The following is a 25,576-nucleotide window of genomic DNA, read 5'->3' on the forward strand; positions in this document are numbered from 1 at the left end:
TCTAGTGATCCTGGCTCCACGTGCGCTCCGGCTCCGCGCCATCGGAAAGATCAGAGGATCCCTCGGGGGCCTGCAGGTGCAGGAAGGCGAGATGGCGCTCGTAGAGGTCGAGAACGTTGTTGATGAGCTGATCGTGGGTGTAGCCGTAGACGTTGTAACCCAGCGAACCGGTGTGGCCGAAGACCTCCAGGCGGAAGTACTCCTTCGGTCCCTCTTCCTCGATGAACTCGGGGAGCTCGCAGGCGACGGGGAAAAGCTGGTAGCGGAAATCGCGCTCCCCCGCGAGCTTGATGGTCAGATCCAGGTGCGGCAGGTTGGTCTCCTCCAGATCGGAGGTGAGCAGGTGCGCGTTGTAACCGCGCCCCAGCAGCTCGTGGGTGACCTCCTCCAGGGCAGGAGCAGCGATCTCGGTGGTGTAGCTGCGCATTTCCTCCCGGCTGGGAACCGAGTTGGCGCGGTCGAGACGCTGCTTCCAATCGCCCGCAGAGCCATCGGTCACGCGACTGGTCAGCGCGCTCTGCAGAGCAGACCTGGTGGCATCGGCGTGGACCGACTCCAGGCGCAGGGACTTAATCAGGGAGAACATCACCATGTAAATGACAAAGGCGAACGGCAGGCCCATGACCACGGTGGCGGACTGGACGGTACTGATGCCGTCGAGCTGCAGGAGCGCGAGAGTAAGCACACCAACGGTGACCGACCAGAAGATGCGCAGCCAGCGCGAACCATCCTGGCGACTGTCAGTAATCACGGAGGTGAAATTGGACATCACCAGTGCGCCCGAATCGGCCGAGGTGATGTACAACAGCAGACCGATCAGGGTGGTGAGGATGATCAGGAAGGTCGAACCCGGGAAGAGATTCAACATGTCGTAGAAGCCCTGTTCCGGGAAGTTCACTGCGTTTTCGGTGAACTCTGGGTAATCACCCGAGCGGACCAGGTCCAGGGCGGTGTTGCCGAAGAAGGACATCCACATCAGGGTGAACAGGAACGGGAAGGTCAGCGTGCCAAAGACGAACTGACGCAGCGTGCGACCGCGGGAGATGCGTGCCAGGAATAGACCAACAAAGGTTGCCCACGCGATCCACCACGCCCAGAAAAACAGAGTCCAGGTCTGCAGCCAGTCATTAGCCGCGGCCGGATCCTCCACATAGGCATAGCTTTCCATCGTCCACGACGCGAAGGTGGACACATAGTCGCCGATATTGACCACGATGGCGTTGAACAGGTGAGCGGTCTTACCCACGATGACGATGTAGACCATAAGCCCGATGGCGAGGTAGACATTCAACTCCGAAAGCAGGCGAATGCCCTTGTCCACGCCGGACACAGCCGACAGCGTTGCCACCGCCACGGCAAAGACCACCAGCGCAGCTTGCAACCCGGTGCCTTGCTCGACGCCGAAGATGAGGTGGATGCCGTAGGAGAGCTGCACAATGCCGATGCCGAGGCTGGCGACGACGCCGAAGACGGTGCCGAGCATGGCGGCCACATCCACGGTGTCGCCGATGATGCCGTGAATGCGCCGGCCGAACAGCGGGTACAAGGCGGAGCGGATCGCCAGGGGCATGTTGAGGCGGTAGGCGAAATAGCCAAAGGCCATGCCCATGAGCGCGTAGAGTGCCCAGCCGGTGATGCCATAGTGGAACATCGCGTAGACCACGGCGTCCTTGGCGGCCTGGACGCTTTCTGGGTCACCTGTGGGCGGGGCGACGAACATGGTCACTGGCTCGGCCACGGCAAAGAACATCAGGTCCACGCCGATGCCCGCGGCAAAGAGCATGGACACCCAGGAAAACGTGCTGAACTTCGGGCGGGAATGATCGGGGCCAAGGCGAATCGACCCGAACTTGGAAAACGCAATAAAGATGACAAAGACAACCGCGGCGGTGGCGGTGAGGATGTAGAACCAACCCAGGTTGGTGGCGATCCAGCTGGTGACATGACCGAGCGTGGTGGCGGCGTGTTCGGGAACCAACCCGGCATAGGCAGCCACGAAGAGGATCAAGATGCTCGAGGCGATAAAGACTGGCCAGTTAGTGGCTGGGGTGGGCACCTGGTCAGAGCCGACTTCGTGGCCGGTCTCTGCCTTGTACGTGCCCACCAGGGCGCGGAGCTTGAATCTTGAGCGGTCGCGCTCGTTGGTGCGTCGCTGCTGGGCGGGGACGGTTTTCGTGATCGATTGTTCATCATCAGGCGAAGCCGTCGTCACTACTAACACTCCTTCCGGATGATTGTGGCGTGAGACCACCCAAGGCGCGCCCGGGTGGGAAGGCGGTGCACAGCTCGCCTTCTCGATTGCTCCTTAAACCCTAGGGGCCTCGCAAAAGTGGGGGTAGCGATTAGGGGAGGTGGAATCCAAAGTCAATAGGCGCCTAGGGTGGATGGAGTTGAATAACCGCACATTCTCAATCTGGACACGAAGGGTGGAAGAAGTTTTCATGGGCTTTTTCAAGCGGAAGAAGGGCAATAAGAACGTCACTGATGAAGTCAGTGACGTTGTTGTCGTTGGCGGTGGTTCCGCAGGTTCAGTCATTGCCGCGCGCCTGACCGAGGACCCGGATACCCGCGTGGTGGTCCTGGAAGCCGGCCGTGAGGATTCCCTCTGGGACCTGTTTATCCACATGCCCTCGGCATTCTCCTTCCCGATCGGCGCGAAGAACTACGACTGGATGTACGAGTCCGAGCCCGAGCCCGAAATGAATGGCCGTCGCGTTTACCACGCACGTGGCAAGGTGCTGGGCGGATCCTCGTCCATCAACGGCATGATCTTCCAGCGCGGTAATCCCATGGATTACGAGAAGTGGGGCAAGAACCCTGGCATGGAGCACTGGGACTTCGCCCACTGCCTGCCGTACTTCAAGAAGATGGAGACCGCTGCTGGTTCTGAGAAGAACGATCCGCGTCGTGGCCACGACGGACCGCTCTTCCTTTCCCGTGGCCCAGCCGTCAGCCCGCTGTTCCAGACCCTGTTCAAGTCTGTGCAGCAGGCCGGCTACAAGCTGACCAATGACGTCAATGGCTACCGCCAGGAGGGCTTTGCGCCCTTCGACCGCAACATCAAGCACGGCAGCCGCCAGTCCGCGGCCCGCGCCTACCTGCACCCGAACATGGATCGCGACAACCTTGAGGTCCGCACCCGCGCCATGACCACCAAGGTCCTGTTCGAGGGCACCAAGGCCGTGGGCGTGGAGTACGAGTGGAAGGGCCAGAAGCGCCGCATCTTTGCCGATAAGGTCGTCCTGTCCGCGGGTGCCATCAACACCCCGCAGTTGCTGCAGGTTTCCGGTGTGGGTAACCGCGAGCACCTCGAATCTTTGGGCATCGACGTGGTCAAGCACCTGCCCGGTGTGGGTGAGAATCTCCAGGACCACCTCGAGGTCTACATCCAGTACGAGACCACCAAGTCGGTCGACTCCTCCCAGCCCTACCTGGACAAGTGGCGTTGGCCGCTCATGGGCCTGCAGTGGCTGACCACCAAGCGTGGCCCGGTCGCGACCTCCCACTTCGAGGCCGGCGGATTCGTTCGCTCGAACGACGACGAGCCCTACCCGAACCTCATGTTCCACTTCCTGCCTCTGGCGGTGCGTTACGACGGTCAAAAGGCCGACGTCAAGCACGGTTTCCAGTGGCATGTCGGCCCGATGTTCTCGGATACCAAGGGCTACGTGCGCATTAAGAGCGCCGACATCCACGAGAAGCCGGCCATCCTGTTCAACTACCTGCGCACCGACCAAGACCGCCGCGAGTGGGTCGAGGCCGTGCGCGTGGCCCGCCAGCTGCTGGACACCGAGGCCATGGCCGAGATCGGCGCCCAGGAGTTCAGCCCGGGCAACGACGTCCAGACCGACGAGGAGATCCTGGAGTGGGTCCGCAATGATGGCGAGACCGCACTGCACCCGTCCTGCACCACCAAGATGGGAACCCAGGACGACGAGATGGCCGTTGTCGACCCCGAAACCATGCAGGTCTGGGGAGTGGATGGCCTGTACATTGCCGACGCCGGAGTGTTCCCAAGCGTGCCCAACGGCAACATCTATGCCCCGACCATGATGGTGGGCGAGAAGGCGGCCGACCTCATCGCCGGAAAGAAGCCGCTGCCGGCAGAAAACCACGTGTGGTACAAGGCCGGCGAGGGTATGCCGCTCTATGCCGAGGGGGAGCCGGTTCGCGATCACAAGAACTTCATCCCGGGCGCGGAGCGCTAACCCGTTGCGCAGGGGCGTCGAAAAGCACAATCCCGACTCCCCAATATCCGACCGAAAAGGGCATACTAGAAAGTGCACAATGGCTGGCTTAGCCGGCCGCGTTCAACGAGAGGACACAGACCATGCCTATCGCCACCCCTGAGGTGTACCAAGAGATGCTCGACCGGGCTAAGCAGGGCGGTTTCGCCTACCCGGCCATCAACTGCACCTCCTCTGAGACGATCAATGCAGCGCTGAAGGGCTTTGCGGATGCCGAGTCTGACGGCATCATCCAGTTCTCGACCGGTGGCGCCGCATTCGGTTCTGGCCTGAACGTGAAGAACATGGTGGCCGGTGCCCGCAACCTCGCCGCCTTCGCGCACGAGGCTGCCAAGCACTACGGCGTGAACGTCGCTCTGCACACCGACCACTGCCAGAAGGAAGTTCTGGACGAGTACGTCCGCCCGCTGCTGGCCATCTCCCAGGAGCGCGTCGACCGCGGCGAGCTTCCCCTGTTCCAGTCCCACATGTGGGATGGTTCCGCAATTCCGATCGACGAGAACCTCGAGATCGCTCAGGAGCTGCTGGCCAAGGCTAAGGCCGCCAACATCATCCTCGAGGTCGAGATCGGCGTCGTCGGCGGTGAAGAGGACGGCGTAGAGGCCAAGGCTGGCGCCAACCTGTACACCTCCGACGTGGACTTTGAGAAGACCATCGACGCCCTGGGCACCGGCGAGAACGGCCGTTACCTGCTGGCTGCAACCTTCGGCAACGTGCACGGCGTGTACAAGCCGGGCAACGTGAAGCTGCGCCCGGAGGTCCTCAAGATGGGCCAGGACGTCGCTGTGAAGAAGCTCGGCCTGGAGGCCGGCGCTCAGCCGTTCGACTTCGTCTTCCACGGTGGCTCCGGCTCCGAGAAGGAGAAGATCGAGGAGGCCCTGACCTACGGCGTCATCAAGATGAACGTGGACACCGATACGCAGTACGCCTTCACCCGTCCGGTCGTCTCCCACATGTTTGAGAACTACAACGGCGTTCTCAAGATCGACGGCGAAGTGGGCAACAAGAAGGTCTACGACCCGCGTTCCTACATGAAGAAGGCCGAGCAGGGCATGTCCGAGCGCGTCGTCGAGGCGTGCCAGGACCTGCACTCCGTGGGTAAGTCTGTAACCAAGTAGGCCGCGGGGGTCTGGCCGCTAAGCTAAGTGGCCATGGAACCCCGGCGACGTATTTCCACACGGCAACGACTTGCCGTGATCGACCGCTCCCTGCAATCCCGCCTCACCCGCTTACGAAAGCGGTGGTTATCGGTGGTGCAGGTGGCGGTCGCTTCTGGTTTGGCGTTCTATGTGGCCCAGCTCCTCTGGGGCCATGCCACCCCGTTCTTTGCGCCGATTACCTCGATCATCGTCATCGGTTTCTCCGGCGGAGAGCGCGTCAAGCGCGCCCTGGAGATGTCCTTCGCCTGCGTGCTGGGCGTGCTCATCGGCGACCTCTTGCTGTACGTGTTGGGCACGGGCCTGGAGCCTTGGCACATCACGCTCATGGTGGGCGTGGCCTATGCACTGGCGTCGTTCCTGTCCAACTCCCAGCTCGTGGCTAACCAGGTGGCCATCGGTACGGTGCTCATCGCAACGATCTTGCGCCCGGATGCTGACGTCACTGGTATCGACCGCACCCTCGACGCCTTCGTCGGCTCGGTGATCGGTCTACTGGTCGTCGCACTCATCCCGTCATCCGCGCTCGGGGAGGCCCGGCAGAAGGTGGCCAATCTCCTGGCGTTGCAGTCGTCTGTGCTTCACGACGTCGCCGAAGGCCTGTCCACCTCAGACCCCGATTTGATCGCCGAGGCCCTGCGCCAGGTGCGTAGCTCGCAGTCCAACGTGGACGCCATGGTCACCGCGGCGAAAAGCAGCTTGGAATCAACCAAGATCTCTCCGTTGATGTGGGGATCGCGCAGATACGCCCGCTCAATCGGGCGCGTGCTCATCCCGGCGGACAATACGGTGCGCACCGCGCGCGTGCTCGCACGTCGGGCGTATGTGCTCACTGCGGACAAGGACTCGGCCACACAGAAGCAGATCGAGCTCATCGACGAACTCGGCGACATCGCTTACTCGCTCTCGCTGGTGTTTCAGGCCAAGTCGACCGCCCAGGAGGCCGCTGAGATTCCCGACCTAGTTCGCCGCCTGCGCGTCGTGGGAGCCGAGCTGGACATGTCAGTGGCGGGCGAGAACCCTGTGCTCTCCAACTATGCGTTGCTGGCGCAGAGCCGCTCCTACGTGGCAGACCTACTGCAGGTTTGCGGTATGTCGCACGACTCCGCGGTTGCCGTCTTAGCACCAACCACGGACACTCCCGCTGTGCCGCCGGAAGTATGGGAGCCGTAAAGAGCGGAGTCTGATTGGGGGCGGGTATCGGCCGGAACTCGCATGTGGTCGACCGGAAACCAAACAGGCCTCTTCCGGTCGACCAGGGCTGGGGATGATGCGCCTAAAATCCCAGGTCGCGATCCATCCATGGGTGTTCGTGGTCGACCGGAAACTAAACGGTTTTCTTCCGGTCGACCAGGCCCCAAAAACCACGCAAGGCAAAAGCCCCGGTTCCCTTGGGGAGGGAATCGGGGCTTAGTGCGAGGAGAGATCTAAGAAGTGATTACTTCTTGCGCTCGATGTCCTCGGTGCCGGTGGTGTCGATGCGCTCCTTGGCAACGGTCTCGGAAACACGCTCGGTGTCCTGGACGGTCTCCTTGTTCAGGTTGACCTTCTCTACCGGGACGGTCTCCTTGGAGACGTTCACGCGCTCCTCGTGCAGGGTGACGGAAGCCTCTTCCTCACCGATGCGACCGTTGTAGTTGGCAGCCTCGTCAGCGGAGATCGGGGTGCGCTCGACGGAAACCTCTTCGCGCTGAACCGGAACCTCGACGGTCTCGGTCTCGTTGACGACGTACTTGCGCAGCTTGACCTCACCAGCGCCAACGCGCTCCTTGTTGACGTTCAGGCGCTCCTCGGAACGGATGATCTCACCGTCGTTGTTGGTGTGGACGTCGCGGTCAGCGGCAGCGTGGCGGTCAGCCTCGACGCGACGCTCGGTCTCAACCTCGCGCTCGCGGTCAGCACCGGCAACGCCAGCGCCTGCGACACCAGCACCGGCACCTGCAACGCCAGCGTTGCGACGGTGGTCGGTGTAGGAGGTGCGGTTCTCAGCGCGGTCCAGACCGTAGTGGCGGTACAGGTTCTCCTGCTCCTCGTTGGACAGGTGAGCGTCGGCGTCGACGTTCGGAGCATCCTTGATGCGGTCCTTCGGGAAGGCCAGACGCAGCTCCTCGCCGTTCAGGTCGTGGCCGCGCAGCGGAACCAGGGAGGAACCCAGGCCGAAGAGACCGTGGTTGACCTCGATGAAGTCCGGCTGTCCGGAGGTGTCGTTGATGTAAACCTCGTTGACCTTGCCCAGCTTCTCGCCGTCAGCGTCGTATGCGGTTGCCTCGAGCAGCTCGCGGATCTCGTGGTTAGTAGCCATTTGTTAGTTCCTTCCGTTGGTGCTTCCGGTAATCCCGAAAGCGGTGAAAGTTGTCATGAGGTCGCGGTGCAATTCCGTGACCAACAACACTCACGGTAGGCACGTTTGCGCGATCGTGCACATGTAGACGTGTCAACAAACAAGCAGGGGGTGGAAGGTTATGGCACGCGCTCGAACTCTTCGGTATAAGGTTGCCGGGCCGAAACTTCAGGGGTGCTGAACTGGCATTTTGTTGAGCCTTCAGTAAGCCCTCAGTTTTGTGTAACTAACGCGCCTGTCTCGCTCCGATTACATTTATGCATCATTGGGGGGTTATGTGAGATACATCACATGCGCGTTAGGGGCGGAGTATCTGCAGGTCGCGCAAATGGCGATAAAACGTCGCTCGGTCGGTCGGGCGTCCGGCAACGCCGTCCACGGTCACGAGAAGCCGCGATCCGCCGCATTGCAAAGCGCGCCCGGTAAGAAGCGAACGTGGATCAGCGCCTCCAGTGCGCACCTCTGCCTTAGACACGGCCCAACGCAGGGCAGGAGTCTCAAACCAGGACTGGGCATGCACCGGCCCCAGCTTGTTCACCAGCCGGGTTGCCCAACGTGAGGGTGTGCGGGGAGCGTCGATACGCGCGGGAGTGGTCAGACGCACTGCGGCGATGCCGGGCGCGGTGGTCATGGGCACGAGCCGGGCGCCAAACTGGCTGAAGAAGCGGGCATCGCGCGGGCGCACGGGCTGGTTGAGTAGGACCTCATCGTCAACGACAATCTCGCCCTGCACGGCGTCGTCCTCGGCGTCGGTGATCGTTGCAGAGCCCGCGACCACCAGGCCCGTGTCCGTGCGGATGACCGGCACGGGGCGGATGGAATCCCCGGCCAGCAGCTCCTGAAGGGCCGGGCCGGTGGGCAGGCCCCACGTCGTGGCTGCCGGCGAGGCGGGATCGAGAGGGAGGTAACCCACGGTGGCCCACAGATAATCGCCACGCATCATGCGGGTGAGCACAGCAGACAGGGCGGCATCCGATCCGGCGACGATGACGCGCAGCTCCTCGTCCGGGTGCTGAGGAGCCCGTTGCGGTTCACCCAGGTGGGCGACCTCCGGGTTTTGGGCGATCTCCTCCAGGCTGGGGGTGGGGTCGACGGGCAAGACCTCCCGGGCGGCGGCATCCAGCGGGCGTAGCTGGGCTCGGGTCGGGACGGCATCGACCTGTAAGACCTCCTCATGCGGGAGGCCTGAGGAGGCAGGAGCATGGGGGCCGCAGGCTAAGTAAATAACGCGCATAGTGGGTTTTAGCCTATCGCTAGCCTCGGAAATCAACGGTGGGCAACCCGCCGGGTACACTGTCACCGCGATGTGAACGAGCATTAACTGGGAAGTGGGCCAACATGGCAGCAATCGTGATCGTGGGCGCCCAATGGGGCGACGAGGGCAAGGGCAAGGCCACCGATATCCTCGGCGGCCAGGTCGACTACGTGGTCAAGCCCAACGGCGGAAACAACGCCGGCCACACCGTGGTCGTCGGCGGTGAGAAGTACGAACTCAAGCTCCTTCCCGCCGGAATTCTTTCCGACAACGCCACGCCGGTGCTGGGCAATGGCGTAGTCATCAACCTCGAGGCGCTTTTCGACGAGATCGACGGCCTGGAAGCGCGCGGCTGCGCCGCGTCCGATCGCCTGAAAATCTCTGCCAACGCTCACCTCGTGGCCCCGTACCACCAGGTGCTCGACCGCGTGCAGGAGCGCTTCCTGGGTAAGCGTGCCATTGGCACCACTGGTCGCGGCATCGGCCCGACCTATGCCGACAAGGTGGCCCGCATCGGCCTGCGCGTCCAGGACATCTTTGACGAGTCGATCCTGCGCCAGAAGATCACCAGCGCCCTGGACATTAAGAACCAGATGCTGGTGAAGATGTACAACCGCAAGGCCATCGAGGCCGAGGAGATCGTCCAGTACTTCCTGGGTTACGCCGATCGCCTGCGTCCGATGGTCATTGACGCGGAGGTCATGCTGAACAAGGGCCTCGATGAGGGCAAGCACGTCCTAATGGAGGGCGGCCAGGCCACCATGCTCGACGTGGACCACGGCACCTACCCGTTTGTTACCTCCTCCAACCCGACTGCCGGCGGCGCCTGCGTGGGCGCGGGCATCGGCCCGACCCGCATCACCTCGAGCCTGGGCATCATCAAGGCCTACACCACCCGCGTGGGTGCCGGCCCGTTCCCGACCGAGCTCTTTGACAAGTGGGGCGAGTACCTGCAGACCACCGGTGGCGAAGTGGGTGTGAACACCGGCCGCAAGCGTCGCTGTGGCTGGTACGACTCGGTCATCGCCCGCTACGCCTCCCGCGTCAATGGGTTTACTGACCTCTTCCTGACCAAACTCGACGTGCTCACCGGCATCGGGGAGATCCCGATCTGCGTGGCCTACGACGTCGACGGCGTGCGTCACGACGAAATGCCCATGACCCAGTCCGACTTCCACCACGCTGAGCCCATCTTTGAAACGATGCCGGCTTGGGACGAGGACATCACCAACTGCTCCACCTTCGAGGAGCTGCCGGAGAAGGCGCAGGCCTATGTGCGCCGCCTGGAAGAACTTTCCGGCTGCCGCATCTCCTACATCGGTGTGGGCCCGGGCCGCGATCAGACGATCGTGCTTCACGACGTTCTGGATCAGCGCCACGCCTAGACAGACGCGTCGTTCTTTCCCGCCGCGGCGACCGTAGAATGTCGCCTATGAGTCTTGAGCGGCCGGAAAGCATCGGTACCCCTATGTCTGGCAACGCCACCTCGGTGTTGCTGCTGGGTTCGGGGGAGCTGGGCAAGGAGCTAGCCATTTCCATGCAGCGCCTCGGGCTAGAGGTGCACGCGGTGGATCGCTACGCCGACGCGCCCGCGCACCAGGTTGCGCAGTACCAATACGTGGCAGATACCGCGGACCCTGACCAGGTGCGCAGCCTGGTGCGCCGCGTTCGCCCCGACTTTGTGGTCCCCGACATTGAGACGGTCGACGATGATGTCCTCGTCGACATCGAAGAGTCCGGTGTGACGGTGGTTCCCAACGCCCGCGCGTGCGTGCTCACGTCCGGGCGGGAGGGCATTCGTACCACCGCCTCCGAGGAGCTGGGCCTGCCCACCACGGACTATGCCTTCGCTTACACGCTGGAGGAGTTCCGGAAGGCATTTGATGAGCTGGGCTTTCCGTGCGTCGCCAAGCCCGCGGTGTCCTCGGCGGGACGCCGCCACGTCATCGTCGAATCCCCAGAGGAAATCGAGGAGGCGTGGCCACGCGTTTACCGTCCCATGCCGGGTGTGGACGAGGCGGTGATCGTCGAGCGGTTCGTCAACTTCGACTACGAGGTCACCATCCTGGCGGTGCGCTCCATCGACCCCGAGACCGGCGAGCTGGCTACCTGGTTCTGCGAGCCGATCGGGCACCGCCACGTCGGGGGAGTGCTCGAGGAAGCGTGGCAGCCGATGCCGATGAGCGAGGCGGCGCGCGATAACGCTCGCTCTGTGGCGGCACGCATCACCAACGCGCTCGGAGGGCGCGGCGTCTTTGGCGTGGAGCTTTTTGTTGCGGGTGACGACGTCTACTTCTCCTCCGTATCACCCCGCCCGCACGATGCCGGCATGGTCACTCTGGCTACCCAGCGCTACTCCCAGTTTGACCTGCACGTTCGCGCCATCCTGGGGTTGCCTATCGACGTCACCCTGACTAGCCCGGGTGCAGCCGCCAACCTCAACGCAACGGTGCGCTCGCGCAGTGTGTCCTACGCCGGCCTGCCGGAGGCGCTGGCTGTTCCCGAGACCGAGGTGAGCATCTACGGCAAGCCGACCTCGTACCCGGGCCGCCACATGGGCGTGGTGCTCACCACCGCCGAGACGGTTGACGAGGCCCGCGTGCAGGCCGCCGAGGCCGCCGGGCGCGTAGAGATCCGCGGATGAGTGAGCTCGAGCCCTTAACCCCCGCGCGCATTCGTCGCGTGCTCGGGGTCCACGAGCTCGACTTCGTGGCCGCCGAGGACGGCGCAAGCCTGGAGGGCATCCACTTTTCCTGCGACGCGTTCGGCGTGCTCACCGTGGCCGGGCATACCCCTACGGCGTTGAGCGGCGAGGAGGCGCGCCGCGCCGTGCGCGCCTGGCACGCCGAACATTTCTGGCCCACGTGCAGCGTGGAGTTAACCCTGGATGAGGGGGTAACCCTGCACGCCAGCGTGAGCGTGGATTATGAGACGGGCGTGGCTGACCGGCAGTTGGACGCCATGATGTCCATGGCGCTGGCCAAGATCCGCGAATTCTTCCGGGAGGTGGCCTAGTGGCTGAGGTGCGCGATCTATCCCTGGAGCTGATTGCCGCGGCCATGCAGGCCGAGGGGCTGGAGTACACGCTCACCGGGGACTACGCTGAGGCGGACTTTGCGTCTGGTCCGCTGTTGGCCAGCGTGGAGGGTGAGGTGCTCTACCTGCGCATGCCGCTGGTAGAGCAGGTGACCGAGGAACACGCCCTGGCCTGGAACCTGCGCGGCATGTGGCCGCGGATTGTGCAGGGAGAAACCCAGAGCCTGGCCGAGCTTTCCGTCTACGCTCCCTACGGATTGAGCGTGGATCAGGTGCAGGTACAGCTGCGCTGCCTGAGCGCGTCGACGGAGATCTTCCTGCGCACCCTGCAGCGCGGTTAGCTCTTACTGCTGCTTTGAGCCCTGCCCGGGGGCCGGGCGCAGCATGGGCTGGTGGGGCACACCGGTGTCGTCGTAGAGCTCGCCGACGGGCTCGAAACCGTAGCGCTGGTAGTACGGCACCAGTGCCTGTTGTGCGGTGAGATAGAGCTCCCGCTCGCCGGCGAGCTGCATGGCAAAGTCCATGATCTCGCGGCTCACACCGGTGCCGCGGGCTGACGGGGTGACCACGAAGCGGCCGAACTGCATGCGGTCGGGCGTGAACATGCATCGCCCGCACCCGACGATCTGCTCGCCGTCATAGGCCAGCAGGTGGGTGGCGGTGGTGTCTTCCTCGTCAATCTCCGCGTAGGGCGTGGCCTGCTCTGCCACGAACACGTCCACGCGGAGCTTGTACAGGTCGTGCACCTGGCGGGAGGAAAGTTCCTCCAGGGTGCCGGCGATGATGGCGGCCATTAGTCGACGATGTCCTGCGGGCCAGAGTGCTTGAGCATGTCATCCCACTCCACGATCTTCTTGCGCTCGCGGCCCTCGGCCTCGCCGGCGGCGCGCTCGGCGGCATCCAGGCGGTGCCAGCCTTCCCAGGTGGTGATCGGGTGGCCCTTGGCTTCGAAGAAGGCAGCCACGTCCTCGCGGGTGCGCTTCGGTGCCGGGGTCAGGGTGCCGTTGGCGTGGTCCTCCAGCAGCATGGTGGTGGTGTCCTTGGCGTCGGACTTGGTGTTGCCGATCAGGCCAACCGGGCCACGCTTGATCCAACCGGTGGTGTACAGGCCCGGGACGGGCTCACCGTTGGGTTCGGAAAGGACGTGGCCGCCGTCGTTAGGCATAACGCAGCGCTCGGGATCGAACGGCACGTCCTTCACTCCCTCGGGGCGGTAGCCGACGGCGCGGTAGACCTGCTGGACGTCCCAGGTGTGGAACTCGCCGGTGCCGGTGACGTTGCCGGTGCCGTCGAGCTCGGTGCGCTCGGTCTTGATGCCGGTGACCTTGCCGTCCTCACCCAGGATCTCCACCGGGGAGTGGAAGAGGTGCACGAAGATCTTGTGCGGGGCGTTCTTGGGCTCGCGCATGGCGTAGCCCTCCAGGATCTGGCAGACCTGGTCAACGGCCTTCTTGGAGCGACGGGCCTCCTCGCTGGCCTCGTCGTAGTCGATGTCCTCGGGGTCCACGACGACCTCGACGTTGGGGGAGTGGTCAAGCTCCTTGAGCTCCTGCGGGGTGAACTTCACCTGCGCCGGACCACGGCGGCCAAAGACGTGGACCTCCTTGATGGCGGAGCGGCCCAGGTTCTCGTACACGTTGTCCGGGATCTCAGTAACGTGCAGCTCGTCGGCGGTCTTAGCCAGGATGCGGGCGATGTCGAGGGCGACGTTGCCCACGCCGATCACGGCAACCTTTTCGGCGTTGAGGTCCCAGTCGCGGGAGAAGTTGGGGTTACCGTCATAAAAACCGACGAACTCGCCGGCGCCGTGGGTGCCCTTCAGGTCGGAGCCGGGGACGTCGAGGTCGCGGTCGGCGGTTGCGCCGGTAGAGAAGACGATGGCGTCATAAAACTCGCGCAGCTCCTCGACGGTGACGTCCTTGCCCACCTCGACGTTGCCGATCAGCTCGATCTGCTCCTGCTCGAGTACCTTGTGCAGGCTCATCACGATGCCCTTAATGCGCGGGTGGTCCGGAGCCACGCCGTAGCGAATCAGGCCGAACGGAGCCGGCATCTTCTCGTACAGATCGATCTGCACGTCCGTGCCAGACTTCACCAGCAGATCAGAGGCATAGATTCCGGCGGGGCCGGCACCGATTACTGCCACGCGCAACGGGGTAGTCATAACGTACTTAAGGCCTTTCAGGGAGGAAATAGATCTCTCAAGGAAGTTAGGTAACCCTAGTGTAGATGGCCACAATTGGATTCATGTCCGCGGTATCCCCGGCTCCGGTGGATTGGTATGATTTATGAACGATTCGGACATTGCCGGGCGTTAACGGGCGGTGGTTGGGGCTTATCGACGGTAGGCTAGACCGCGGCAAGCGCCCAGCGTTGCTGGCCCTCAGACGCCGCGGTGTTCTCAGCGGAAGCACTTTCTAAGGGCTATGCAAGGTCCAAGCGCGAGATAAACCGAGAAAGGTCTGGGAATCTGAATGTCTGAACACCGATCCGTGCTGCTTACCACGGTGGGCCGCAACTTCGATGGGCTTGATCTTGACGGAATGGCTCAGGGCAATGAGCTGGACAAGATCGTCATCGCGGACTGCGGAACTAAGGTCTCATCCGTCCTGACTGCCGTGCGCGAGCGCGCCACTGATTCGGGTGCCCTCTTCGTGGGCACGGGTGACGCCTACTTCGATCTGGAGGTAGCCGCTGCCTTGGGTGTGCCCGTCGTCATCATCTACGACCGCCCTGGCGCACACGTGGACTTGGTGCAGGCAACTGCTTCCCGCCTGGGCGCAGTGGTCGCCGAGGCGTGCGACTTCGACCGCGCTGCATGGTCCATCGGCCCCGCGTTGGCCGTGGACGCTGAGCCCGTGATGTCTGCGGACGTGTTCCAGCACGACCTGCTGGACCAGGCTCGCCAGGCGCAGGCGCACATCGTGCTGCCCGAGGGTGAGGATGACCGCATCCTGCAGGCTGCCCACCAGCTGCTGGCCGCCAAGGTGGCCAAGCTGACGATTCTGGGTAAGCCGGCGGACGTCGAGAAGCGCGCCGGAGAGATGGGCCTGGATCTGAGCGGGGCCCGTGTCATCGACCACCTCACCTCTCCGCTGGCCGAGGAGTTCGCTGCCGACTTTGCTGAGCTGCGCAAGAAGAAGGGCGTCACGCTCGAGCAGGCCCGCGAGACCATGCAGGACATCTCCTACTTTGCCACCATGATGGTGCACAAGGGCCTGGCCGACGGCATGGTATCCGGTGCGGCGCACACCACCGCGCACACGATTAAGCCGTCCTTCCAGATCATCAAGACGGTGCCCGAGGCATCGGTCGTCTCCTCTATCTTCCTGATGGTCATGCGCGGCCGTCTGTGGGCCTTCGGCGACTGCGCCGTCAACCCGAACCCCACCGCAGAGCAGCTCGGTGAGATCGCCGTGGTCTCGGCACGCACCGCCAGCGCCTTCGGCATCGACCCGCGCGTGGCCATGCTGTCCTACTCCACCGGCACCTCTGGTTCAGGCCCGGACGTGGATCGCGCCAGCGCCGCCCTAGAGCATGCCCACAAGCTCGATCCGCAGCTTAAGGTCGATGGCCCGCTGCAGTTCGATGCCGCCTGTGACGAGGGCGTGGCCCGCAAGAAGATGCCCGACTCCCCGGTCGCTGGCCAGGCCAACGTGTTCATCTTCCCGGACCTGGAGGCCGGCAACATTGGCTACAAGACCGCCCAGCGCACCGGCGGTGCCCTGGCTGTCGGCCCGATCCTGCAGGGCCTGAAGAAGCCGGTTAATGACCTCTCGCGTGGCGCCACCGTGCCGGACATCATCAACACCGTTGCTGTCACCGCTATTCAGGCCGGAGGTGCCCGCTAATGTCCTACGTTCTGGTTATTAACTCTGGTTCTTCCTCCATCAAGTTCCAGATCGTCGACCCGCAGGCCGGGGCCACCGATGACCCGATGGTCTCCGGCCTGGTCGAGCAGATCGGCGAGGACAACGGCCGCCTGACTGTCAAGTACGACGGCAAGAAGGTGGTCAAGCAGCAGCCCATCAAGGACCACACCGCCGGCCTGAAGCTCTCGATCGATCAGCTCGAGCGCATCGGCATGGGACCGACCCAGGTTGACCTGATCGCCGTGGGTCACCGAGTGGTGCACGGCGGCATGGTGTTCTCCGCACCGGAGCTCATCAACGACCAGGTTGTGGAGATGATTCGTGACCTCATCCCGCTCGCCCCGCTGCACAACCCGGCCAACATCGACGGCATCGACGTGGCCCGCGAGCTGCTGCCGAACCTGCCGCACGTGGCTGTGTTCGACACCGGCTTCTTCCGCGACCTGCCGCCGGCAGCCGCCCTGTACGCCATCAACGCCGAGGTCGCAGCCGCCAACCAGGTTCGCCGCTACGGCTTCCACGGCACCAGCCACGAGTTCATCTCGCAGCAGGTCCCGGAGCTGCTCGGTGCCCCGGCCAATGAGGTCAACCAGATCACGCTGCACCTGGGCAACGGCGCCTCGGCCAGCGCTATTCACGGCGGTCAGCCGATCGACACCACAATGGGCCTGACCCCGCTGGCCGGCCTGGCCATGGGTACTCGTTGCGGTGACATCGACCCGGGCATCATCTTCCACCTGGCTCGCCAGGCGGATATGAGCATTGACGAGATCGACAACCTGCTGAACAAGCAGTCCGGCGTCAAGGGCCTGTCGGGAGTCAACGACTTCCGCCAGCTGCGCGAGCTCATCGACGCCGGCAACGAGGACGCCTGGTTGGCCTACAACGTGTACATCCACGCCCTGCGCCGCTTCATCGGTGCCTACATGGTCGCGCTTGGCCGTGTGGACGCCATCAGCTTCACCGCAGGTGTGGGTGAGAATGACACGAACGTGCGTTACGACGCCCTGGCCGGCCTGGAGATGTACGGCATCGAGATCGATGAGGAGCGCAACCAGATCCGCTCCGACGAGCCGCGCCTGATCTCCACCGACAACTCGCGCGTCAAGGTCTTCGTGGTGCCCACCAACGAGGAGCTGGCGATCGCTCGGAAAGCAGCCGCCTTCGCTTAAGACCGCTTAAGCCCAGCGCACCGGGTGCAGCCTTGCAGCCACGTGATTAGAACCACGTGACAGGCCGCACCCGGTTTGCCATATCCACCAGCGCGTAGCGGTGGCGGGCAGACGGCGCCAGGCGCGCCTGCTGGCGCAGAGTGTCGGCGAGACCGTAGCGCAGGCCTGTCTGGGTGAAGGGGAATTCAAAGAGGTCGTTGCGCGAGGCTGCCGACTCGACGTTGGCCGACTGGAGAAACTCCAGCCCGGCCGACATCACCGCGGTCTTGATTTGCAGGAACCGCGGCTCGTTGGTGGGAATCTCCTCCAGTCGGCGCGCTGCCCTGCGGATGCGCGATTCGGTCAGCTCGGTGGAGACGAGCTCCAGGATGGTGGTCAGCATGGCCATGCGCTGGTGCCGCGAGGCCTGCGGGACCCGGTCCAGGGCCTGCACCGCCAGTTCGGTCAGGCCTTCGGCAACCAGCTGGCGTGAGAGCCCGAAGGCGCTGGACACCGTGGTCGGGTTAGTCGCCCACACCACGCCGTACAGGTGAGTGGCGGTAAAGCGCATCATTGCTGGATCGGTGCTGGACGGGTCCCAGGGAGACTCGAGCTCGGCGAAGTCCTCGCGCTGCAAGTCGGCCAGGTTCGCGCCGAGCCCGGAGGTGGCGCGCGCCAGCTTCTCGTTGAGCAGTGGCTTTCGGTCGACGTCCTCGGCCTGCAGCATGAGCTCGTCCACCGCGGCCAGGGCCAGCTTGGGGGCGGGCTCGCCGGGCACTATGGCCATGACCTCGGCGAATGCGCTTTGGGCGGCGGGGTAGTCGTCGCGAAGCAGCGACGTCACCCCGGAGTACCACTTGATGCGCCAGTCGTCCCCCAAGCGCTGCTCCAGAGAGTCCAGCCAGGCCAGAGCCTCCGTGGTGTGGCCCAGATCCAGCATCGCGCGCACCACGCCCAGCGGGATCTCGGTGGAGTCGCGAAACTCCTCGTTGTCCATCGCCTGCTGCAGGGTGTCCAGGGCCTCCTGCGGCTCGGCGAAGGAGGAACCGGTGAGCATGCCGGCGCCCACGTCGTTGCTGTCGATCAGCGGGGTGGGGATCGCGGACACCACCTCATCGGCGGTGATCTTGATGGTGCGCTCGATGCCGTCGATCAGCTGATCCGTGCGAAACACCAGGTGCTTGGTGCCGTAGGTGGTTCGCTGCGGAGAGAACAGGGAGCGCTGCGCGGGGTGGTAGGTGCCGTCGCGTAGCGCCAGGACCTCGCGCAGCACGCCGTAGAGCTGGCCCTCGAGTTCAGAGACGGACTTAAAACGCTTAGCTGGATCGCGGTGGGTGGCGCGCTTGAGCAGGCCGTAGAAGGACGGGTAGCGCCGCAGCGTGGGCTCGGCGAACGCGCTGGGCAGGCCGGGCTCGTAGACGCCATCCTCGTGGGGCAGGTTCAGCGTGAGCGCAGCCAGCGTGCGCCCGACGGTGTAGATGTCCGAGGCGACCGACGGGCCATCGGTGGCCACGTCCGGGGCCTGGAACCCGCGCGTGCCGTAGATGTAGCCGTAGGCACCAATGCCGGAGACCGCGCCGAGGTCGATGAGCTTGACCTGGTCCTCGGTGACGATGATGTTGTCGGGCTTGAAGTCGTTGTAGACCACCCCGCGCGAGTGCAGGTAATCCAGCGCGGGCAGCACCTCGAGGATGTATCCGATGGCGACGTCGATGGGCAGCAGGTGCCCCTCTTGGGCGTTGCGACGCGCGCGTAGCGACGGCCCGCCCACAAACTCCATGACAATAAAGCCACCGGGCACGCGCGGGTCGTCGATGAAGTTGAAAATCTTGACGATTCCGGGGTGGGTGATCCCAGCCAAAAACTCGCGTTCCGCACCAGCGGCAGCCGTTTCGTCCCGGGACTTTTCCGACTGCATGCCCTTAAGCACCACCAGGCGGTCGGAGACGTGATGGTCGTGAGCCAGATAGATCCACCCCATGCCGCCGTGGCCGATCACCCCCAAGATCTCGTACTGGTTGGCCACGATGTCGCCGGGCTGAAGCTGTGGCGGCGGGGTGCGTCGAGAAGCGATCTCCTCCGGGTCGCGCAGCGCATCCTCGGGAGAGCGCGGCGGGATAAACGGCAGATGGACCATGCCGTCGGCAACGGGACGATTGGAACGCGTGATGCCGTGGCGTGAGCGGAAGGTGGTGAGGGCCTCTTGGCGGGCGCGGGCCGAGGTATCAAAGCGCGCGTCGGCGGGTGCCTCGGTTTCGACGGGTTCGGAGTCGTCCGCGAACGGATCGAAGGGCACCGCGCTCGTCTCCTCCGCCTCGGGGGAGTAGCGCACAGCCTCCGTTCCGCCGCCTTCGCCGTCGACGTAGGAGTCGTCGTCCTCCGCAAAGGGATCGAAGATGACCGCCTCGGTGCCGGCAACGGTGGGGGTCTCTTTGTCCAGGGGATCCGAACTCATCAGTTGGCCTCCTCGCGGTAGAGCGGCTGCGGCTGATCGGTGTAAACGAACTGCGGGCCAAACCAGGCGTGGTACAAGCGCTGCCAGGTGCCGTCGGTGCGGATGCGTTCCAAGGTCTCGTTGACCTGGCGTACTAGGCCACTGGAGTCATCGGAGGGAATCGACTTACGCACGCCTACGCCGTAGTCCTCGCGCCCGATGGGTTCACCCACGATGGTGGTAAAGGGGTCCTGGTCGGCCATGCCCGCCAGGATCAGGTCGTCGGTGACCACGGCGTCCACCTGCCGTTGCTGCAAGGCCATGAGGCAATCGGACCAGCGGCTGACCTTCAGAATGTCCGCGCCGGGTGCCAGGCTGCGGATCTTGTCCACGCTGGTCGAGCCGATGGCTGCGCAGGCGGTGCGCCCGTCGAGGTCGGCGAAGTCCTCGATGTCGCTGCCCCGCGAGGTAAGAATGCGGGTGGCTGCAGAGACGTATGGGGCCGAGTAGTCAATATCGCGCTCGCGTTCCTGCGTGATGCTCATGGTGCGCACGATGATGTCCACCTCGCGGCTGTTGAGCGCATCGGCGCGGTCGGCAGAGGCGATGAAACGGAACTCGATCGCGTTCGGGTCACCGAAGATGTCGCGGGCGATCTCCTTGGCCAGCTCCACCTCGAATCCGGTGTATTCGCCGGTGAGCGGGTCACGGAAGGAGAGGCGATTCTGGGATTGGTCCACGCCCACGATGAGCCGGCCCCGAGCGACGATGCGGGGAACGCGCTCTTTGGTCAGGCGATTGTCGGGGCGCAGGGTGCCAGTGGGCGTGCCGTTTTCGGTGTCCCGAGGTTCTTCCTGGCCCGCGTGCTCAATCTGGGATCCTGCCGGCAGGGGCATGCCGCTGACCTCGCGGGGTTGAGCGTAGGCGGGGTTGGCGGCGGGTGCCTCGTGGGAGGAGTCTGCGGCAGAACTGCAGGCGGAGAGCCCGCAGGCAGCGAGTAGGACGAGAGGAAGAAGGCGCATCACAGGTACTCCTGGAGTCGGGCACGGATGCCGATCCACACGCTGATCACCGCGGCCAGGGCAAGTAGCAACACGGCGGTGGACACCAGCGTGGTGGCAGCGAGGCTCTGGGCGATGAAGGTGCGCATCGAGGCGCGGGCGTCGTTAATGAGGGCCGAAAGCGAGCTATCCAGGCGGGCTGCCGCGCTGGCAGTGGTGGGGGAGGCGTCCTGCGACAGTGAGGTGTTGGTGGACAGGTAGGCGGCTTCGTCGAAACGCCCGGCGCGCAGCGTGTCCAGGAATCGGTTCTGGGCCTGCGACCAGTCATCGAGCGAACGACGTGCGTTGTCAATCTGCGTCTGCGTTTCCTCCGAGAACGTCACGTCCGGGGCGCTGATCAGCGGCCAGGAGTTCTCGCTCTCCAGTGCCAGCTCCACATCGCCCAGCGCCTGGCTCACGGAAGCGTTCATGGCGTCAAAGCTCGCCGAGGTCTGATCCGCCGATTCGCGGGTGACCAGCGCGAGCATCTCACTGGTCTGGGCCTGCTGGGCCTCGATGCGCGCGGTGGTCAGCGAGTCCCAGGGTTGCGAGGCCTCCTTGAATCCGCGCCCACCGGCCTGCCAGGCGGCGATGTTGGAGGTGGACACCCAGATGATGGCCAGGACCATGAGGGCGGTGGCTGCCACGAAGCCGCGATTGAGTCGGCGCCGCGTGGTGCGCCACAGCCACCACTGGGCGAGCAGGAGGAAGCCGACGGCGGCGAACAGGCCGGACAGCGGGACCCACTGCGGGGTGGTCAGCTCCTTTTGCTGCTCGGCCACGCGCTGGTTGGTCAGGGTAAACAGCTCGGCGGCGGCCGGCAGGATCTCGTTGCGCATCAGCGCCGAGGCGTTCGACGTGTAGGTCACGCCTACCGGGTTGCCCTGCCGGGAATTGGTGCGGGCTGTCTCCACCATCGCCGTATAAATAGGAAGCTGGCGCTGGATCTCTGTTACGAGTTCACCGATGCGCGGCTGCTCCGGGGTGATGCCGGAGGCCGACTGCGTCGCGGCAACCGACGCGCGATCGAGCGCCGAGAAGTAGCGCTCCTGTTCCTGTTGAGATTCCAGGCCGGTGCGCACGAATCCGCTGGTGGCGATGGTATCCGCCAGGGAGAGGTTGGTGTACAGGTCGTGCGCAGCGTAGCTCAGCGGTTCGGTCTCGCTCAGGAGCGTGTCTAGTCCTTCTTTGCGCTGGGCGGAGGACTGTGACATCGAATACCCCGCGGCAGCAATAGCCACAGAGAGCAAGAGGGTGATCATGGCCATCTTGCCGGGCGTGGTGTTGAGGAAGTCGTAGACCGTCTTGACCCGGGAAATCGCCCTGGTGGTGCGGGCGCGCAGGCGGTCTCGGCGGCGATTGGTGGGTTCGTGCACCGCGACGTCCAGCCAGGCGTCCTCCCCGAAGGCCTCTGCGGTGTGCTCCGCAGCGGACTCGTGTGTCGCGCTCGCCGTGGTGCTGGTCATAGCCGATAAGTCTAGCGGTTACCTAAATCACCGGGAGGCGCTGGACACCCGCGCTAGGGTAGGAGGACATGGAAGGCGATGGAAGCGGATTTTCGGCCCTGCCCGGAGGGAAGACGGCCTGGGGCCGGTTCGGTGCGGCTGGTCTTTTCCTACGCACCCGCGAGGTCACGCCCCATCTCTTGTTGCAGCACCGCGCGCCTTGGACGCATGCGGGAGGCACCTGGGCTCTACCCGGTGGCGCACGCGATAGCCACGAAACCGCGGTGGATGCCGCCCTGCGCGAGGCGGTGGAGGAAACGGGCATCGATGTCTCGCAAGTAAACGTGGAGCGCACCGTAGTTACTGCCGGTCCGTTCGATGCTGATCCCGACCGCCCGGAGCTCGCCGGTGGGTGGAGTTACACGACGGTGGTGGCGAGCGTCGATAAGCAACTGGAGCTGACCCCCAACGAGGAATCGGTGGAGCTGCGCTGGGTGCCATGCGCCGAGGTAGAGCAGTACGATTTGTTGCCGGCCTTCCGAGCCGCGTTGCCGCAGTTGTGGCACAGTTGACAGCATGATTGAAGTCGAAGGGCTCACTAAGCAATATCGCAATGTGCGCGCCGTGGAGGATCTGACCTTCTCCGTCAAACCCGGGGTGGTCACCGGCTTCCTCGGCCCGAATGGCGCGGGCAAGTCCACCACGATGCGCATGATCGTGGGGCTGGACACTCCCACCGCCGGCCAGGCGCGCATCAACGGCAAGCGCTACCGCGACCTTAACCGCCCGATCACCGAGGTGGGGGCGCTTCTCGACGCCAAAGCCGTGCACCCCAATCGCTCCGCTGCCTCCCACTTGAAGTGGATCGCGCAGGCCAATGGCATCTCCACTAAGCGCGTGGATGAGGTGCTAGGCATCGTGGGCTTAAGCGATGTGGCGGGCAAGAAGGCTGGCGGATTCTCGCTGGGCATGGGCCAGCGCCTCGGCCTGGCGGGTGCGCTGCTGGGCGATCCCGGCGTGCTCATCCTCGACGAGCCGGTCAATGGCCTGGACCCGGAGGGCATTCGCTGGGTACGCGGGCTGATGCAGTCGCTGGCGCGCGAAGGGCGCACCGTGCTGGTGTCCTCCCACTTGCTCTCGGAGATGGCGCAGACCGCCGAGAACCTCGTGGTGATCGGCCGCGGAAAGCTGATCGCGGATACCACCGTCAACCAGTTCATCCGTGATAACTCCGGCACCAGCGTGATCGTGCGCTCGCCCCACCTGGTGGAGTTTGGGCAGGCGCTGCGCGATGAGGGCGTGGCGTTTGATACCGGCGTGGATGACGACGGACGGGAGCGTCTGGTCATCCCCGAGCGCTCCAGCGACGAGATTGGTGCGCTGGCTTACTCCGTGGGCGTGCGCCTGGACGAGCTCAGCGAGAAGCGTGCTTCCCTCGAGGAGGCCTTCTTCCAGATGACCGAAGGCGCCGTGCAGTACCACGGCACCGAAGAGACCGCCGCCGCGAAGGGAGCGCGCTAAATGTTCATGAACACGATTGCGTCCGAATGGACCAAGCTGCGCTCCACCGCCTCCTTCTGGTGGACCACCGGGATCCTGCTGTTCCTGTCCGTCGGCTGGACCATCCTGACGGTCTCGCTGTCCGACGAATTCATCACCTTCGGCGCGCCCACCGCGGTTGCGGGCTTTGCGGCCTTTGGCGTTCCGGTGCTGATGATCCAGGCGATCATGGTGGTCACCACCGAGCGCCGCTATGGCCTGTACCCGCAAAACTTCCTGGCCACGCCCAAGCGCTGGATGGTCATCCTGGCCAAGCTGGTGCTGTACGCGGTGATCGCGGCTGTGCTGACGCTGCTGGTCATCCTGCTCTGCTACGCCGCCGCTCACCTCATCGCCGGTGACAAGCTGCCGATGAACCTGTTCAAGGACGAGATGGGTCAGCGCTACCTGTGGGCCTACCCGCTGCTGATCGCCCTGGTCGTGGTGTTCTGCCAGGGCCTGGGCCTGCTGCTGCGCCAGACCGCCGGCACCGTGGCCTTGGCCCTGATCTGGTTCCTCGGCCTGGAGATGACCGTTCAGCTGCTGCCCAAGTTCGGCGACGACATCATCAAGTTCATGCCGTTTAAGAACTACGGCGCATTCATCGACGGCACCTCGCCCTTTGCCAACAACAACGAGTGGGTTGCCCTGCTCATCTTCGCTGCCTGGGCCTTCGGCCTGTGGATCCTCGGCGTTGTGCTGACCGAAAAGTCCGACGCTTAGGGGCCGGTAGATTGTGAGGGCGTGACTGCGCCCTTCCGTTTTAGCCCATTGCTGCTGACAGCCATCGCGCTGCTGTCAGCATCCGCCCCGTTCTCCATCGACATGTACCTGCCGGCGCTGCCGATGATTGCCGCCGAGCTGGGCACCACCGAGCCGATGGTGCAGCTGACGTTGTCCGGATTCGTGTTGGGCCTGGCAGTGGGGCAGCTGGTGATCGGCCCGATTTCCGACGCCCTGGGGCGCAAGAAGCTGCTCATCATCGGTGCGGTTGTTGCCTTTGGGGCTGCGGCTTTGGCGGCATCTGCGCCCTCGGTGGGAGTGCTCATCTTCGCCCGGGTTGTGCAGGGACTCGGCTCGGGCGCGTGCATGGTGGTGGCCCGTGCGGTCATCCCGGATCTGGCATCCGGCACGCACGCAGCCAAGGCCTTTGCCACCATGATGTCGATCCAGACGCTCGCGCCCGTGATCGCCCCGCTGGTCGGCGGCGTGTTGGTCGGGCCTTTGGGCTGGCGCGGTCTCTTCTGGGCTTTAGCTGTGCTCGCGCTGGTGCAGCTGCTGGCGAGTGTGCTGGTCATCCCCGAATCCCGCCCCGCGCACCTGCGCTCCCGGGTGAGCCTTGCTGGGGTGCTGGCGAATTACGCGTTCGTGTTGGGCAACCGCGCCTACCGCGGGTATCTGCTCACGGTGGTGTGTGGCTTTGCGACGCTCTTCAGCTACATCTCGGCCTCCGCCTTCGTCTTTCAAAACCAGCTCGGGTTCTCCCCGCAGGCCTACGCGGTGCTTTTCGGAGTCAACTCGCTGGGCATCCTGGGCGGGAACATTGTGAACTCCCGGCTGATCGGGCGTTTCGACCCCCGCCGCATCATGCGCGCCGCTACCTGCATTTACGTGTGCGCGGCGTTGAGTTTGCTCGGAGCTGTGGTCGTCTTTGGTGCCAGTGTTCGCTGGCTGATCCCGGTCCTACTCTTCGCGATCATCAGCCAGCAGGGCCTCATCCAGGCCAACTCCATGTCGCTAGGCCAGCTGCAGGTGCGCTCCCACGCCGGCGGCGCGGCCGCCCTCATGGGATTCTTCCAGTTCGCCGGCGCCGCAGTGGTCGGCCCGCTCGTGGGGCTGGGCAGCAATGCGCTGCTGTCCATGGCGCTGAGCATGAGCATCTTCTCTGTGCTGGCTTTGGTGGCAGCTTGGCGCGCGACCGCGATCGACCGCGCTTAGCGCTTGGCCTGTTTTTTGGGGTTGCACGTTGCTATAGCTCTAAAGGAATCGGCGCAAAGGAGTCCGATTTTGGCCCTAAAGCTCTAAAGGGCGCGCCCTTTGGTCCGATTCCTTTAGAGGT

21 protein-coding genes are annotated in these 25,576 nt (G+C 64.2%); 13 read left to right on the forward strand and 8 right to left on the reverse strand.

Annotated elements, in window-relative coordinates; translation table 11 throughout:
- Window position 1 precedes the first annotated feature (1 nt).
- The gene (betT, locus tag FHE74_RS09065) at window positions 2-2,179 is read right to left on the reverse strand and encodes a choline BCCT transporter BetT (RefSeq protein WP_425456342.1); all 2,178 of its coding nucleotides are present in this window, start codon (window positions 2,177-2,179) and stop codon (window positions 2-4) included.
- Between the two features lie 262 nt (window positions 2,180-2,441).
- Between betT and betA the strand changes: the two genes are divergently transcribed.
- From betA to FHE74_RS09080, 3 genes are all read left to right on the forward strand, one after another.
- Entirely contained in the window at window positions 2,442-4,208 is a 1,767-nt protein-coding gene (betA, locus tag FHE74_RS09070; RefSeq protein WP_139466196.1) for a choline dehydrogenase, read from the forward strand.
- A gap of 122 nt (window positions 4,209-4,330) precedes the next feature.
- Entirely contained in the window at window positions 4,331-5,365 is a 1,035-nt protein-coding gene (gene fbaA, locus FHE74_RS09075) for a class II fructose-bisphosphate aldolase (protein WP_139466197.1), read from the forward strand.
- 33 nt (window positions 5,366-5,398) lie between these two features.
- Window positions 5,399-6,577: an FUSC family protein gene (locus FHE74_RS09080; protein ID WP_246049255.1), complete on the forward strand. Its 1,179-nt coding sequence runs from the start codon at window positions 5,399-5,401 to the stop codon at window positions 6,575-6,577.
- Between the two features lie 265 nt (window positions 6,578-6,842).
- Here FHE74_RS09080 and FHE74_RS09085 read toward each other — a convergent pair whose 3' ends face one another.
- Together FHE74_RS09085 and FHE74_RS09090 are read right to left on the reverse strand one after the other, a co-directional pair.
- Window positions 6,843-7,706 (reverse strand): PRC and DUF2382 domain-containing protein, encoded by an 864-nt coding sequence (locus tag FHE74_RS09085; RefSeq protein ID WP_139466198.1) that lies wholly within the window; start codon window positions 7,704-7,706, stop codon window positions 6,843-6,845.
- Window positions 7,707-8,043: 337 nt separating this feature from the next.
- Complete coding sequence (locus FHE74_RS09090) at window positions 8,044-8,979, reverse strand: hypothetical protein (protein WP_139466199.1); 936 nt, start codon at window positions 8,977-8,979, stop codon at window positions 8,044-8,046.
- Between the two features lie 104 nt (window positions 8,980-9,083).
- Between FHE74_RS09090 and FHE74_RS09095 the strand changes: the two genes are divergently transcribed.
- The 4 genes from FHE74_RS09095 to FHE74_RS09110 are packed head-to-tail and all read left to right on the forward strand — an operon-like array spanning window position 9,084 to window position 12,377.
- Window positions 9,084-10,385 carry an adenylosuccinate synthase gene (locus FHE74_RS09095; RefSeq protein ID WP_139466200.1) on the forward strand — a complete coding sequence of 434 codons (1,302 nt, stop codon included), beginning with the start codon at window positions 9,084-9,086 and terminating at the stop codon, window positions 10,383-10,385.
- Window positions 10,386-10,432: 47 nt separating this feature from the next.
- Window positions 10,433-11,644: a formate-dependent phosphoribosylglycinamide formyltransferase gene (purT, locus tag FHE74_RS09100; RefSeq protein WP_246049256.1), complete on the forward strand. Its 1,212-nt coding sequence runs from the start codon at window positions 10,433-10,435 to the stop codon at window positions 11,642-11,644.
- Window positions 11,641-12,015 (forward strand): YbjN domain-containing protein, encoded by a 375-nt coding sequence (locus FHE74_RS09105; RefSeq protein WP_139466201.1) that lies wholly within the window; start codon window positions 11,641-11,643, stop codon window positions 12,013-12,015. Before purT ends, FHE74_RS09105 begins: the two co-directional genes overlap by 4 nt.
- Complete coding sequence (locus FHE74_RS09110; protein WP_139466202.1) at window positions 12,015-12,377, forward strand: type III secretion system chaperone family protein; 363 nt, start codon at window positions 12,015-12,017, stop codon at window positions 12,375-12,377. Before FHE74_RS09105 ends, FHE74_RS09110 begins: the two co-directional genes overlap by 1 nt.
- A gap of 3 nt (window positions 12,378-12,380) precedes the next feature.
- Here the strand turns inward: FHE74_RS09110 and FHE74_RS09115 are convergent, their stop codons facing one another.
- Complete coding sequence (locus tag FHE74_RS09115; RefSeq protein ID WP_139466203.1) at window positions 12,381-12,830, reverse strand: GNAT family N-acetyltransferase; 450 nt, start codon at window positions 12,828-12,830, stop codon at window positions 12,381-12,383.
- On the reverse strand, window positions 12,830-14,200 hold the full coding sequence (locus FHE74_RS09120; protein ID WP_139466204.1) for an FAD-dependent oxidoreductase: 1,371 nt from the start codon (window positions 14,198-14,200) through the stop codon (window positions 12,830-12,832). Before FHE74_RS09120 ends, FHE74_RS09115 begins: the two co-directional genes overlap by 1 nt.
- 310 nt (window positions 14,201-14,510) lie before the next feature.
- Here FHE74_RS09120 and pta point away from each other — a divergent pair, with 310 nt between their 5' ends.
- Both pta and FHE74_RS09130 read left to right on the forward strand, forming a co-directional pair.
- Window positions 14,511-15,887: a phosphate acetyltransferase gene (pta, locus tag FHE74_RS09125; protein ID WP_139466205.1), complete on the forward strand. Its 1,377-nt coding sequence runs from the start codon at window positions 14,511-14,513 to the stop codon at window positions 15,885-15,887.
- The gene (locus FHE74_RS09130) at window positions 15,887-17,080 is read left to right on the forward strand and encodes an acetate kinase (RefSeq protein WP_139466206.1); all 1,194 of its coding nucleotides are present in this window, start codon (window positions 15,887-15,889) and stop codon (window positions 17,078-17,080) included. The genes pta and FHE74_RS09130 overlap by 1 nt, the downstream gene beginning before the upstream one ends.
- Window positions 17,081-17,126: 46 nt before the next feature.
- Here FHE74_RS09130 and FHE74_RS09135 read toward each other — a convergent pair whose 3' ends face one another.
- From FHE74_RS09135 to FHE74_RS09145, 3 genes are read right to left on the reverse strand one after another with little or no spacing between them, the layout of a single operon-like run.
- Entirely contained in the window at window positions 17,127-19,514 is a 2,388-nt protein-coding gene (locus tag FHE74_RS09135) for a serine/threonine protein kinase (protein WP_139466207.1), read from the reverse strand.
- Window positions 19,514-20,515: a glutamate ABC transporter substrate-binding protein gene (locus tag FHE74_RS09140; protein ID WP_139466208.1), complete on the reverse strand. Its 1,002-nt coding sequence runs from the start codon at window positions 20,513-20,515 to the stop codon at window positions 19,514-19,516. The genes FHE74_RS09135 and FHE74_RS09140 overlap by 1 nt, the downstream gene beginning before the upstream one ends.
- Complete coding sequence (locus tag FHE74_RS09145) at window positions 20,515-21,999, reverse strand: hypothetical protein (RefSeq protein WP_139466209.1); 1,485 nt, start codon at window positions 21,997-21,999, stop codon at window positions 20,515-20,517. Before FHE74_RS09145 ends, FHE74_RS09140 begins: the two co-directional genes overlap by 1 nt.
- A gap of 68 nt (window positions 22,000-22,067) precedes the next feature.
- Between FHE74_RS09145 and FHE74_RS09150 the strand changes: the two genes are divergently transcribed.
- From FHE74_RS09150 to FHE74_RS09165, 4 genes are read left to right on the forward strand one after another with little or no spacing between them, the layout of a single operon-like run.
- The gene (locus FHE74_RS09150) at window positions 22,068-22,550 is read left to right on the forward strand and encodes an NUDIX domain-containing protein (protein ID WP_139466210.1); all 483 of its coding nucleotides are present in this window, start codon (window positions 22,068-22,070) and stop codon (window positions 22,548-22,550) included.
- A 4-nt stretch (window positions 22,551-22,554) separates the two neighbouring features.
- Window positions 22,555-23,499 carry an ATP-binding cassette domain-containing protein gene (locus tag FHE74_RS09155; protein WP_139466211.1) on the forward strand — a complete coding sequence of 315 codons (945 nt, stop codon included), beginning with the start codon at window positions 22,555-22,557 and terminating at the stop codon, window positions 23,497-23,499.
- The gene (locus FHE74_RS09160; RefSeq protein WP_246049257.1) at window positions 23,500-24,240 is read left to right on the forward strand and encodes a multidrug ABC transporter permease; all 741 of its coding nucleotides are present in this window, start codon (window positions 23,500-23,502) and stop codon (window positions 24,238-24,240) included.
- Between the two features lie 21 nt (window positions 24,241-24,261).
- Window positions 24,262-25,455: a multidrug effflux MFS transporter gene (locus tag FHE74_RS09165; protein ID WP_281279420.1), complete on the forward strand. Its 1,194-nt coding sequence runs from the start codon at window positions 24,262-24,264 to the stop codon at window positions 25,453-25,455.
- The last annotated feature ends 121 nt before the right edge of the window (window positions 25,456-25,576 follow it).

The organism is Corynebacterium tapiri, from assembly GCF_006334925.1.
Classification (GTDB): domain Bacteria; phylum Actinomycetota; class Actinomycetes; order Mycobacteriales; family Mycobacteriaceae; genus Corynebacterium; species Corynebacterium tapiri.